Below are 12,662 nucleotides of genomic sequence, written 5' to 3'. Positions count from 1 at the left end.
TAAAGTGTGTTTTTTTTTGTATTTTGGCACTTTAAGAAATATGAAAAATATTCAGTTAATAGGAGTACTACTGATAATAGTAGGGAGCTTTTTACCACTGGTTCACGTTCCCATTATAGGAAATTGGAATTACTGGAAATTAGATCATTATTTAGCTGTTGCCTGCTGGATCCTTACAGCATGCGCGCTTTTTGGAGTAGTTAATAATAAACCAAAAATAGCACAGATTTTTGGAGTTTTGTTAATCCTATTATTCATTTTTACCTTGATTGCTGTTAAGCTTCAATCTTTGGATTATTTCAGTTTTTTACCCTTTAAATCCTGGCGGGAAACCTTTGCAGGTGTAGTAAAGCTAAAATGGGGTTGGATCGTTGAGTTTTTGGGAGCTTTTTTATTGCTAATTAAAAAAACGCAACAGAAATATGAAACATCTTAACACTTTATTAATTGTATTTTTTTGTATGGGATTTTCTAAATTGAAGTCTCAACAAAATATGTTCTTAACATCTGATAACCCAACTAATTGTCAAATCATAAAGGCCGGAAAATTTCTACGTGTTGATATGCCTATTGATAAATGGGTAATGACTGTTCAGGATAATATCCAGACAGAATATTATAATGATGGTAAAGATTATGTGAGGTCACGCCTGGATTTTGTTGATAATTGTAGTTATAAAGTTACGATAATTGGAAAATCCGATGAAAATTATCCTGTAAAATTAGGTGAAGTGATGGTTAATAGAATCATAGAAACTGATCGCAATTTTCTGAAATTAACCTCAGAATATAATAATAAGACCTCAGAATTTATACTTAGTAAAGTAGAAGATATTAACTAAAGTATAACAAATTATTAGTAAAATGAAACCGTAAGGTTAAATATATCAATAAAAAAAATATATCATACACATGAAAGAAGTATTCATCGTTTCCGCAGTAAGAACACCAATGGGTAGTTTTATGGGAAGTTTATCAACTGTTCCGGCTACTAAGTTGGGGACTGTTGCTGTAAAAGGAGCATTAGACAAGATTGGTCTTGATCCTAAAATGGTTCAGGAAATTTACATGGGGAACGTTTTACAGGCAGGAGAAGGACAGGCACCTGCTCGTCAGGTAGCATTAGGAGCAGGACTTTCTATTGAAACTCCTTCTACTACAGTAAATAAAGTTTGTGCTTCAGGAATGAAAGCAGTAACTATGGCAGCACAGGCAATTAAAGCAGGTGATGTAGATGTAATCGTTGCCGGAGGAATGGAAAATATGTCTTCAGTTCCACATTATTATAATGCTAGACTTGCAACAAAACTAGGTGATGTAAAAATGCAGGACGGAATGGTTTTAGATGGTCTTACAGACGTTTATAATAAAGTTCATATGGGAGTTTGTGCAGAAAAATGTGCAACTGACTATTCTTTTTCTAGAGAAGATCAGGATCAATTTGCTATTGAATCTTATAAAAGATCAGCTAAGGCATGGGGTGAAGGGAAATTCAATGATGAGGTAGTATCTGTTGAGATCCCTCAGAGAAAAGGAGAGCCTGTAATTTTTGCTGAAGATGAAGAATATAAGGCTGTTAATTTTGACAGACTTCCAACACTTCCAACAGTATTTAAAAAAGAGGGCGGAACAGTAACAGCAGCTAATGCATCTACTTTAAATGATGGAGCTTCTGCGTTAATCCTTGTTTCTAAAGAAAAAATGGAAGAATTAGGTCTTAAACCTTTAGCAAGAATAGTATCTTATGCTGATGCGGCTCAGGAGCCTGAAAATTTCACAACAGCACCTGCTAAAGCTCTACCTATCGCTCTTAAAAAAGCTGGTTTAGAAATTAGTGATATTGATTTCTTTGAATTTAATGAGGCTTTCTCTGTAGTTGGTTTGGCAAATAATAAGATCTTAGGATTGGATGCTGCTAAAGTAAATGTAAATGGTGGTGCTGTCGCTTTAGGACATCCACTGGGAAGTTCTGGTTCAAGAATTATAGTTACTTTAATTAACGTGTTAAAACAAAACAATGCTAAATATGGTGCTGCTGCGATCTGTAATGGAGGTGGTGGTGCTTCTGCCATTGTTATTGAAAATATGTAATCCTTCAAATAGGATTTAGAATGCAAAAAGTTGGAGCAGATAGCTCCAACTTTTTTATTGTAGATAGATGAATAGATACGCTGATTATGAAAGCCTTTATTTAACTTTGTGGTAAAGCTTAAATCAATAGATTGTAAAACTAAGTTTAGCATTAAATAACTACCTTTAAATTATCATTTATCATTATCCAATGCTTGATTATTTTATAAATTATTTAAAAGAAAAAATCACTCTCTCTGAGCAAGAGATTGAGTTAATAAAAAGTGTAGCGGTATTAAAAAGACTCCAAAAGCGCCAGTATTTACTCCAGGAAGGTGACGTGTGGAAATATAATGCTTTTGTTTCAGGTGGATTGGTGAAGACTTTTTCTGTAGATTCCAAAGGTCAGGAACATATCATGAATTTTTCGGCAGAAAACTATTGGACAGGTGATCGGGAAAGCTTAACATCTGGAAACCCCTCAGAGTTTAATATCGTTGCATTGGAAAATTCAGAAATTATCCTTATTACGAAAGATGATTTTATAAGTATATGTCAGAAAATACCACAATTAAATAACCTGGTTAATGAAATTCTACAAAGAAGTTTCCTGGTTTCACAAAAAAGAATACACGCAAATATAAGTTTATCTGCAGAAGAAAAATACCAGGATTTTATTCAAAAGAATCCATTAATAGTGAATCGAATTCCTCAGCACATGATTGCCTCATATCTGGGTGTTTCACCTGAAACGCTTAGTCGCATACGAACACAATCAACAAAAAAGTAAAACCATTGATAATTGTCAATGGTTTTTTCCTTTAAATATCAATGGATCACGACGGTTTCTGATACTAATTTTGCCTCAATATTAAATAAAAAATTTAAAAGATATGAGCAAAACAATTTTCATTACAGGGACAAGTACCGGATTCGGAAAATTAATGACAATTACATTGTCACAAGCAGGGCATACTGTTATTGCAGGGATGCGTGGAACAAAAGACAAAAATGAAGCAGTAGCTACAGAACTTTCGGCACTTCCAAATGTAGATGTGGTAGATATAGATGTTACTAATGATGCATCAGTAAAAGAAGCTTTTGAAAATACACTGGCTAAACATGGAAAAATAGATGTACTGGTGAACAATGCGGGTCTGGCAGGTTTTGGATTGGTAGAGGCATATTCTATCGATCAGATTAAAAAGTTTTTTGAAGTCAATTTCTATGGTGTTATTCGTACCTATCAAGCTGTTTTACCAGGCATGCGGAAGGTGAAGTCAGGGCTTATTATTAATATTACTTCCGGAGCTAGTGGACATGCAATGCCTTTTATGGGACCTTACCTTGCCTCTAAATTTAGTGTTGAAGCAATTACAGAAGCTATTCAGGATGAGCTATCTCAATTCAATATAGAAAATGTAACCATCCAGCCAGGAGTGTATCCAACAGAAATGAATTCCGGGAGTAAAGCAGGAGTACAAGCTGATAAGCCAGAAATTACCAAGGAATATGATCCTGTTGCTACAGAAATGTTTAACAATATCGGAGCTGGATTATTTGGTAAAATGGCTGAATTCAATATGGATCCCCAAGTCATTGCAGATGGCGTATTAAACCTTATTAATATGGAGAAAGGAACACGTCCTTTACGTTATCCTCTGGATGCTATAGCCCAAGGAACAGATATAGAATTTATCAATGCGAGAGCCGAGCTTAAAGCAAAATGGGTAGAAAAGTACAGTTAATATTTAGTAAAGAGAAATGGATATTATAAAAGCCTTAGAATGGAGGTATGCAACAAAAAGAATGACAGGAGAGTCCATTCCACATGATATTCTCGATGCAATCATTAAAGCTGCTCATCTGGCACCATCAGGTATTGGATTACAACCTTACGAAATCTTTATTATTTCCGATAAATTATGGAAAGAAAAACTTTTGCCGATTGCGATGAATCAACCACAAATTGTGGAGGCATCTCATGTATTGGTATTTGCAGCCTGGGATAATTATACACCGGAAAGAATAGATAAGGTATTTGATCATTTAAACCTAATACGAAATGCAGATACTACAATTTCGGATAGGCAACGAAATTTTGCTAAACAATTTTTTGGCAAAATGTCTAAAGAAGAAAACTTTCATCATGCAGCAAAACAGGCTAATATTGCTTTGGGACTTGCACTTGCAACCGCTGCTTTAAACAAAATTGATGCTTCGCCAATGGAGGGATTCGATCCTGTAATGTTAGATGAGGTTTTAGATTTACGTGAGAAAGGATTGCGTAGCTCTATGCTTCTTGCATTAGGTTATAGAGATGAAACAAACGACTGGAACCTGCCATTAAAAAAAGTGCGGAAACCCTTGGATGAATTTGTAAAGAAAGTAAATTAATAAATTTTGTTAAAAATATTCTAGCAATGTCTTTTAGTCTTTATATGAGGTTTTGTAAGATAGAGCCAGCAGAAATTATAAATATAAAAAGCTGTTTAATAATTTATAATCTTTCACAATAATCTAATTAATAAAAAAAACCGTTGAATATTCAGCGGTTTTTCTATTTTTGTGCATCTAATATATTTGAAATGTCTGAAACAGAGAATCAACAACCAAAAAATATAAAGAATAACCCGAAGATTATGAAGGCTTGGGCCGTTTATGACTGGGCCAACTCTGTATACTCCCTGGTTATTACTTCTACTATTTTTCCTATTTACTATTCTATTCTTACTACCGCGTATGAAAAGAAGGAATATGTAGTAGAAACCAAACAATGGATTGATGTCCCTGTAAGGCATTTAATAAAAGTCTTTGGAAAAGAATATCAACCGGATGCTGTATATGGCTATTCATTGACAATCTCTTTTTTCATTGTGGTTTTACTTTCTCCATTTTTATCTTCTTTAGCAGATACAATTGGAAATAAGAAATCATTTTTACAGTTTTTCTGTTATTTAGGTGCTACTTCTTGTATGGGATTGGCTATGTTTACAGGAATGCATAATGTTTTTTTAGGGCTACTCTTCAGTATTACGGCGAGTGTGGGATTCTGGGGGAGTTTGGTATTTTATAACTCATTTTTACCAGATATTGCGACTCGGGATAAACAGGATGCACTTTCAGCAAAAGGCTATGTTTATGGGTATATAGGATCTGTAGTTCTGGTGGTGATTTGTTTGGTTTTGATTCAGGTCTTTGCAAAAGGAGCAGCTCAGCAATTGCTATTTACAAGAATAAGCTTTCTTTTAACAGGAGCATGGTGGTTTGGATTCTCTCAATATACATTTAAGCATTTGCCACAGTTTGGTAATGTAAAAGACAATCTTCCTAAAGATTTGGTATTATTGAACTATAAGAACATATTTAAAAAACATGAAGAGCAAGGAGGTTTCTTTGAGGTTTTAAAGGATAATATGAGTTTTTATAAAGATATTGCCAAAGAAAGTTTTCATGAGCTTTTTAAAGTTGGGAATGAACTGTTTAAAGATAAAAACCTTAAGTTTTTCTTATCGAGTTTCTTTTTCTACAGTGTAGGAATGCAAACGATCTTTTTAATGGCAACATTGTTTGGGAAAAGTGAAATCAATCTGGCACAGGATAAGCTTATAGGAACACTTTTAGTGATTCAGATTGAAGCTATTATAGGTGCTGTTATTTTCTCGAGATTATCAAGAAAAATAGGTAATAAAAATGTAATCTCTATTGCTATTGTTTTATGGATTGTAGCTTGTTTATGGGCATATTTCTTAAATAAAGAAAATCCTACAGTAGAATATCAGTTCTATGGGGTTGCTGCAGTAGTTGGTTTAGTTATGGGTGGACTCCAGGCAATGTCAAGATCTACCTATTCAAAACTATTACCGGAAGATTCCATGGAAAATACAACTTTCTTCAGTTTTTATGATGTGTTAGAAAAAATAGCGATCATTATAGGAACATTTATTTTTGCGACATTAATAGAGCACTTTAATAATATGCGTATTGCAGCGCTTTCTATGACATTATTCTTTGGTGTTGGGCTGATATTGATCCGATTCCTAAAAGTAAATACGTTGAAAGAACGAGATACTTTGTAAAAAATAGTATATATACAAAATGAAAAAGACGTTATTTTAACGTCTTTTTTAATTTTAATCTTGATGTTTTGTGGTTAATATCAAATAAAGTATGTTTTTTAATGAATTATTTTAATTTAATTCTCTTTTAATTGTTCATTAATTAGTAAATTAAGATAAATTATGATTATTAATCACTTAATGTGGAATTTTTTTGTTTATTTGCATTAATAAATTAATAATAATGATAAAGAAAATTCTACTTCTTGGTATTTCAATGTGCTTTATCTTAAGTTTTTCTCAAAATTTAAGACCCATTGCTCAAAAAATAACAGAATATCATAATCAAAGTAAAAGTTTTGTGAAATATGATTTGTTTGAAGTCAACAAAGCTTCATCAAAAATGGCTGAATACAAAAGAGCTGCAACGGATATTACAGCAATGTCTATTAATTCTGTTGAGCTAAAAAAACTTGTAAAAGATAAGCCCGAATTTCTTGAAATGTCATTTCCTTTTGAGGGAGACAAAAAAATAACCATAGAATTATATAAAAGTCAGATTTTTACAGATAATTTTAAAATAACCACTAATAAAGGGGAGATTGTACAGTATACTCCTGGGGTTTATTACCGAGGTATTATTAAAGGAGATAATAGCTCTGTGGTCGCTTTTAGTTTCTTTGATAATGATGTTGTAGGTGTAGCTTCCACTTCTGATCTTGGAAATGTGGTTGTAGGAAAAGTGAAAAATTCTGAAGATTTTGTCAGTTACTCAGAATCGAAGTTGACTGGGGCTAATCCATTTGTTTGTGGAGTAGATGAATTGAAAGAAAATCAAACTCAAAAAATAACTTTTGATCCTAATACTAGTAAAAAAGCGGTAACAGAAAATTGTGTTAGAATTTATTATGAAGTTTGTTTTGCACCTTATCAGAATAATGGTTCAAACACGACTACCGTGACTAACTGGCTTACTGCGGTTCACAATAATATAGCTACTCTTTATAGCAATGATGATGTAAGAGTAGCCTTAAATGAAATATTTATATGGACAACTGTAGATCCATATACAGGAACTCCGAGTGGTAATTTAAACAGTTTCAAAACAAACAGACCCACTTTTAATGGTGATCTGGCTCACCTTGTTAATGCACCAGCAACAACAAGTATAGCTTTTCTGAATTCGCTTTGTACAGGAAATAAATATGCTTATTCTGGAATCTCTCAAACATATTCAAATGTACCTGTATATTCATGGACTATTCAGGCAATGACTCATGAAATGGGGCATAGCTTAGGGTCACCACATACTCATGCATGCGCATGGAATGGAAATGGAACTCCGATCGACGGATGTGGGGCACAAGCTGGTTATAGTGAAGGCTGCACAGGACCCATTCCAGCGACTACAGTTAAAGGAACGATCATGAGTTACTGCCATCTAGTTTCTGGAGTAGGAATTAGTTTTAGTAATGGATTTGGTCCTCAGCCTGCAGCATTAATTAGAAATACAGTAGATTCTAAACCTTGTCTTGGTACCAATTGTACAACCGCCTGTAATCTTACAGTTACAGCAATGAATATTTCTAATGTTACAACCAATACAGCAAGTGCTACCATTACAGATGCTACTTCTATATCCTGGAAATATAAATTGACAACAATGGATGGAACATTAGTTACATCAGGAAATACAACTACACAAAACTTTAATTTAACCAATCTTCAACCTGCAACTTATTATAAACTTTTTGTAGGTTCAAGTTGTTCCGGATCCAATGCTTATCAAAGATCACAGATATTTTTAACAGACGCCAATTGGTGTGGTGGTGCCTTGTTTACAGACACTGGAGGGGCAACTGCTGCTTACGGAAACAATGAAACCATCGTTAAGACATTTTATCCTAATGCAGGTTCAGCACTTACACTGAATTTTACTGAGCTTGCGCTTGAACAAGATTATGATTATTTGTATATTTATAACGGACCATCCACTGCTTCACCATTATTTACTAACGGGACTTTAACTGGAAATACCCTACCTGGATCGTTTACTTCTACTCATTCAACAGGAGCAATTACGGTAAAATTTGAATCAGACCCTGGAGTTACTGAAAATGGATGGAAAGCTAATTTTTCATGTGCAGTTTTAGGAATAGAAGAGGTTGGTACTAAAGATAACACTGTCAGTATCTATCCGAATCCTGCAAAAAATTTAATCGTCATTTCTTCTAAAGAAAACCTGAAATCATATAAAATGTATGATGAAGCAGGAAGATTAGTATTATCTTCTTCTTCATTAAAAGGCAATAAACTTGAAGTCAATCTCTCTTCAATTCAAACCGGAAATTATGTAGTTTCGGTAGAAACGGAGAAACAAACGGTTACTAAGAAATTAATAAAACAATAAAAATATATACCTTATTTAAAAAGCCTGATTATCTCAGGCTTTTTTCTATTAATTCCTAATCGTTTTAAAGTTAGTTGGATTATAACCGTTGAGTCCTTATTATTCAAAAAAAAATTGTAATTCGGCCTGGATTTTGCTTATATTCAGCAGAATAATTATAAATTTGCAAAAAGATTTATTGTCAAGATGACGAACCCTCTATTTTACGCAAAAATAATTCTGTTTGGAGAATATGGGATGATAGAAGACTCTCAGGGTCTTGTCGTACCTTATAGCTTTTACAAAGGAGCTCTAAAATTTTCTGATTTGAATTCTGAATTTGAGTCAAAATCAAATCAACATCTGCAGAAATATGCTAATTTTCTTGGTGAGCTAAACCTTTCTGATGATTTCAAGCTTAATATTGAAGACTTTAAAAAAGATATTTCAAAAGGACTTTTCTTTGATTCTAATATTCCGCAGGGATATGGGGTTGGAAGTTCCGGAGCTTTAGTAGCAGCAGTTTTTGAAAGATACTCATTGAATAAACTGAATCCTGAAAGCATTTCTAAAGATAATCTTAAAAAATTAAAAGCCGTTTTTGGTGAAATGGAAAGTTATTTCCATGGTAAAAGCTCAGGTATGGATCCTTTGATCTGTTATATGAATTTACCTATTCTTATTGAAAATAAAGAAAACCTTGATAGAGTTTCTATTCCTGATGGCGAGAAAGGAAAAGGAGCCATCTTCCTTATTGATTCTGGAATGAGCGGTGAAACAGGACCAATGATTCAGATTTTCTTTGAAAAAATGAAAACCGAAGGTTTCCGTAAAACTTTGAAAGAAGAATTTATACGTTACAATAATGCTTGTATTGAGTCTTTCCTAAAAAAAGATATGAACCCTTTCTTTAGAAATTTAAAAAAGCTTTCACATTGGGCTTATGAACATTTCCGTCCAATGATTCCTGAAAGTATTTTTAATATCTGGAAAAAAGGACTAGACTCTAATGCATACTATCTTAAACTCTGTGGAAGCGGAGGTGGAGGTTATATTTTAGGCTTCACAAAAGACTATGAAAAAGCTGAAAAAATGCTTGATGGTTTTAACAAAGAAGTAATTTACAGATTCTAAATAGGTTGGGAATGAATTCTGAAAAAGAAACTTTCCAATCACAAAATTTTATATCCAAATCTTTATTTTATAGATTCTCACAATTCGTGGGCTTTCTTTTGGGTGCCAGGTTCTTTGTAGCAGGTTTGCTTACTTTTGCCCTTTACGTATCTACCTTTTTTTTATTTAATCAGGAAGAAAGTTTCAGGAATTTTGTATTTGATTTTAAAGTTCACGGAATTATCTTCTGTACTGTTTTAACAATTCTTGCTGGCGGTATTATCAACCAATTCTATGATTTTGAAAAAGATCATATCGTAAAACCTTTCCGGACGAGATTACAGAGCTTTATTGCTCAGAAATATTTTCTCTATGCCTATTTGGTATTAAGTGTTATATCCTTGGGAGTGGCATGGTTTATTTCACATAATGTCTTTATATTTTTTCTGATCTATCAGTTTTTTATGTGGTTTTACAGCCATAAATTAAGTCGTATCCTAATACTCAATAACCTTACTTTTGTAAGTCTTACACTCTATCCTTTCTTTGGAATGATGGTGTATTATGAAACTTTTTCGAAAAAAGTTCTTTTAATGGCTATCTTTCTTTTTCTCATTCTTTTGTGTATTGATATTGTAAAAGATACCTTAACGAAAAGTGTGGATAAAGCATTTGGATATACTACAATTCCCAATTTTTTCGACAATAAAAAGACAAAGATCATTATCATTTCTCTACTTGTGATCACAATGGCTGTGTCCATGAAGCTTATTGTAAAAACGGGAATTTCCGGATTTATGGCCTATTATTTTACCGGAGGGATGTTTATCATGATTGTATGCATCTATTTATTGTTAAATTACTCAAGGAAAAGTAAATTCATTACCTTAAATATATTAAGGCTTTGGGTTTTTGTAGGAATCATTGCCATGCTTTTAAATGGAATCGAAAGTAAATTATAGAAAATATTCTTTAAAAAGACTAAGGTTATTATTACCTTTGCCAAATTAAATTTAATAAAAAGGAATGCCCATTTTTAACGATACTAAAGTTGCATTTGCAGACAAAACAGATGCCCAATTAAGAAAAGCTTATTGGATGTTTAAAATGATTGAACAACCAGCTTTGACAAGTGTTGGAACTTCTATTCTTAATTTTACAGTTCATAATAATTTTCCGTTCGTTACAGGAATTGTGAAGAATACCTTATTCGAACAGTTCTGTGGTGGTGAAACACGCGAAGAAAGTATGAAAGTTGTAAAGCAACTTTTCAAGCGAGGAGTCGGAAGTATTTTCGATTATTCTATTGAAGGGAAAGAAGATGAAGAGACCTTTGATGCAGTATGTAAAGAAATTAAAGATATTGTAAGATTTTCAGTGGGAAATCCAGCAATTCCATTTATTGTTTTTAAACCTACGGCTTTTGGTAGAATTGATCTCTACGAAGCTGTTGGCAAGAATGCTGAATTGACTACGAGTCAAAAAGAAGAATGGGAAAGAGTTGTAAAAAGATTTGATGAGGTTTGTAAGCTTTGCCATGAAAATGATAAAAAAGTAATGGTAGATGCTGAAGAAACATGGATGCAGGATGCAGCAGACCATCTTTGTGAAGAAATGATGGAGAAGTACAATCAGGAGAAGCCTATTGTTTGGAATACTATTCAGATGTACAGAACCGGAAGACTGGAATATATGGAAGAGCATTTGCAAAGAGCCAGAGAAAAGAATTATTTTATTGGCTACAAAATAGTTCGTGGTGCATATATGGAAAAAGAAAGAGCAAGAGCTGAACAAAAAGGATATGCTGATCCAATTCAGCCGAATAAAGAAGCTACTGATCAGAATTACAATGCAGGAATTGATTTCGTAATGAATCATTTGGATAAGGTGTCTGCATTCTTTGGAACCCATAATGAGATCTCTTCTGAACTGGTAATGGATAAAATGAAAGCAAAATCTCTTGAAACTGGAAATCCACATGTTTATTTTGGACAGCTTTATGGGATGAGTGATAATATTACATTCTCATTATCAGATAAAGGCTATAATGTGGCTAAATATCTTCCTTATGGGCCTGTAAAAGATGTTGTTCCATATCTTACAAGAAGAGCTCAGGAAAATACTTCTGTAGCCGGGCAGACAGGAAGAGAATTGGGACTTTTAAAGAAAGAATTAGATAGAAGAAAAAATAACAGATAATAATAGTAATATTCTATTCTGTATATAAATAAATAAGCCTCACAATTTGTGAGGCTTATTTTATTCTATTTTCATCATAAAATTCTTCATCAATCTTATAAATTCTTTATATTTTATATATTGTCTTAAATTTAAAAGACTAGGATTTTCCTTTTTAAGATATTCTTATTTTAATAAGGTTTTTATGGCTCAAAACTTTCGAATTTTCCATTTTCATAAAACAAAACAATTCTTTTTATTTTATGACTCTGATTTTCAATTACTTGGTTGATCATTTCGTCATTAGGTTTTTCTAATCGCTGAGAATCGATTATTTTTTCATGAGATTGGATCTTGTATGATATAGGAGATTCTCGGATAGCTTGTTTTTGAGGGATTACTTCTGTTTCTTCAATTCCAAAATCTTCATCATTATTCATCATAGTAAATAGATCCGGAAGTGAGGTTGGCTTTAATTTGTCTTCATCTGTTTCTTCTGCTATCTGTTCAGAAGTTTCAGGTAGAGCAGACTTCAACATCTCACCGTCACCATTTACTAACCAGTCCCAAAGGATCTCGGGGAAGTGAGACTTTATTTTTATGATAAACTCTAAGGAAGGTTTATTCCTTCCCGAAGTGATATGAGAAATAGAAGAACGTTGTACATCAATTTCATCAGCGAACTCTGAAGGTGTAAGTTTGGAGTACTCTATAACTTTGGAAATTCTTTCATTTAAACTCATAAAATAAGCTTTTAATCATTTTACAAATGTAAAGATAAGATTTACAAATGCAAAATACAAATGTAAACAATTACAAAGTTATCAAGTATACAAAAGTAAACTACATATTCG

General features: G+C 32.9%; 12 protein-coding genes. 11 read left to right on the top strand and 1 reads right to left on the bottom strand.

Going from position 1 to position 12,662, the window contains the following annotated elements; translation table 11 throughout:
* Nucleotides 1–40: 40 nt before the first annotated feature.
* From AC3WRL_RS11700 to AC3WRL_RS11650, 11 genes are all read left to right on the top strand, one after another.
* The gene (locus tag AC3WRL_RS11700) at nt 41–436 is read left to right on the top strand and encodes a hypothetical protein (RefSeq protein ID WP_261512401.1); all 396 of its coding nucleotides are present in this window, start codon (nt 41–43) and stop codon (nt 434–436) included.
* A 58-nt stretch (nt 437–494) separates the two neighbouring features.
* Nucleotides 495–842 (top strand): hypothetical protein, encoded by a 348-nt coding sequence (locus AC3WRL_RS11695; RefSeq protein WP_214824396.1) that lies wholly within the window; start codon nt 495–497, stop codon nt 840–842.
* 70 nt (nt 843–912) lie between these two features.
* Nucleotides 913–2,091, top strand: a complete 1,179-nt coding sequence (locus AC3WRL_RS11690) for an acetyl-CoA C-acyltransferase (protein ID WP_214824399.1) — start codon at nt 913–915, stop codon at nt 2,089–2,091.
* A 190-nt stretch (nt 2,092–2,281) separates the two neighbouring features.
* Nucleotides 2,282–2,860, top strand: coding sequence for a Crp/Fnr family transcriptional regulator (locus AC3WRL_RS11685; protein WP_492330343.1), 579 nt, complete (start codon nt 2,282–2,284; stop codon nt 2,858–2,860).
* Nucleotides 2,861–2,963: 103 nt separating this feature from the next.
* A complete protein-coding gene (locus tag AC3WRL_RS11680) occupies nt 2,964–3,818 on the top strand; it encodes an SDR family oxidoreductase (protein WP_261512399.1) in 855 nt (284 codons plus the stop codon).
* A gap of 16 nt (nt 3,819–3,834) precedes the next feature.
* The gene (locus tag AC3WRL_RS11675; RefSeq protein WP_492330342.1) at nt 3,835–4,467 is read left to right on the top strand and encodes a nitroreductase family protein; all 633 of its coding nucleotides are present in this window, start codon (nt 3,835–3,837) and stop codon (nt 4,465–4,467) included.
* A gap of 191 nt (nt 4,468–4,658) precedes the next feature.
* A complete protein-coding gene (locus tag AC3WRL_RS11670; protein WP_214824419.1) occupies nt 4,659–6,149 on the top strand; it encodes an MFS transporter in 1,491 nt (496 codons plus the stop codon).
* Between the two features lie 223 nt (nt 6,150–6,372).
* Complete coding sequence (locus tag AC3WRL_RS11665) at nt 6,373–8,538, top strand: T9SS type A sorting domain-containing protein (RefSeq protein WP_492330341.1); 2,166 nt, start codon at nt 6,373–6,375, stop codon at nt 8,536–8,538.
* A 186-nt stretch (nt 8,539–8,724) separates the two neighbouring features.
* Nucleotides 8,725–9,651, top strand: coding sequence for a mevalonate kinase family protein (locus AC3WRL_RS11660; protein WP_492330340.1), 927 nt, complete (start codon nt 8,725–8,727; stop codon nt 9,649–9,651).
* A gap of 11 nt (nt 9,652–9,662) precedes the next feature.
* A complete protein-coding gene (locus AC3WRL_RS11655; protein WP_214824427.1) occupies nt 9,663–10,592 on the top strand; it encodes a UbiA family prenyltransferase in 930 nt (309 codons plus the stop codon).
* A 64-nt stretch (nt 10,593–10,656) separates the two neighbouring features.
* Nucleotides 10,657–11,829 (top strand): proline dehydrogenase family protein, encoded by a 1,173-nt coding sequence (locus AC3WRL_RS11650; protein WP_261512395.1) that lies wholly within the window; start codon nt 10,657–10,659, stop codon nt 11,827–11,829.
* Between the two features lie 182 nt (nt 11,830–12,011).
* Here AC3WRL_RS11650 and AC3WRL_RS11645 read toward each other — a convergent pair whose 3' ends face one another.
* The gene (locus AC3WRL_RS11645) at nt 12,012–12,551 is read right to left on the bottom strand and encodes a helix-turn-helix transcriptional regulator (RefSeq protein ID WP_261512394.1); all 540 of its coding nucleotides are present in this window, start codon (nt 12,549–12,551) and stop codon (nt 12,012–12,014) included.
* Nucleotides 12,552–12,662 lie beyond the last annotated feature (111 nt).

The organism is Chryseobacterium sp. FW101-FHT12H09, from assembly GCF_058790395.1.
Note: the sequence above shows the minus strand (reverse complement) of the source record. Positions and strands in the feature narration are given on the sequence as shown.

Coding starts and splice junctions, on each gene's coding strand:
- AC3WRL_RS11670 (WP_214824419.1), top strand. CDS start 4,659: ATGTCTGAAACAGAGAATCAACAACCAAAAAATATAAAGAATAACCCG.
- AC3WRL_RS11650 (WP_261512395.1), top strand. CDS start 10,657: ATGCCCATTTTTAACGATACTAAAGTTGCATTTGCAGACAAAACAGAT.
- AC3WRL_RS11700 (WP_261512401.1), top strand. CDS start 41: ATGAAAAATATTCAGTTAATAGGAGTACTACTGATAATAGTAGGGAGC.
- AC3WRL_RS11655 (WP_214824427.1), top strand. CDS start 9,663: ATGAATTCTGAAAAAGAAACTTTCCAATCACAAAATTTTATATCCAAA.
- AC3WRL_RS11695 (WP_214824396.1), top strand. CDS start 495: ATGTTCTTAACATCTGATAACCCAACTAATTGTCAAATCATAAAGGCC.
- AC3WRL_RS11660 (WP_492330340.1), top strand. CDS start 8,725: ATGACGAACCCTCTATTTTACGCAAAAATAATTCTGTTTGGAGAATAT.
- AC3WRL_RS11645 (WP_261512394.1), bottom strand. CDS start 12,551: ATGAGTTTAAATGAAAGAATTTCCAAAGTTATAGAGTACTCCAAACTT.
- AC3WRL_RS11680 (WP_261512399.1), top strand. CDS start 2,964: ATGAGCAAAACAATTTTCATTACAGGGACAAGTACCGGATTCGGAAAA.
- AC3WRL_RS11690 (WP_214824399.1), top strand. CDS start 913: ATGAAAGAAGTATTCATCGTTTCCGCAGTAAGAACACCAATGGGTAGT.
- AC3WRL_RS11665 (WP_492330341.1), top strand. CDS start 6,373: ATGATAAAGAAAATTCTACTTCTTGGTATTTCAATGTGCTTTATCTTA.
- AC3WRL_RS11685 (WP_492330343.1), top strand. CDS start 2,282: ATGCTTGATTATTTTATAAATTATTTAAAAGAAAAAATCACTCTCTCT.
- AC3WRL_RS11675 (WP_492330342.1), top strand. CDS start 3,835: ATGGATATTATAAAAGCCTTAGAATGGAGGTATGCAACAAAAAGAATG.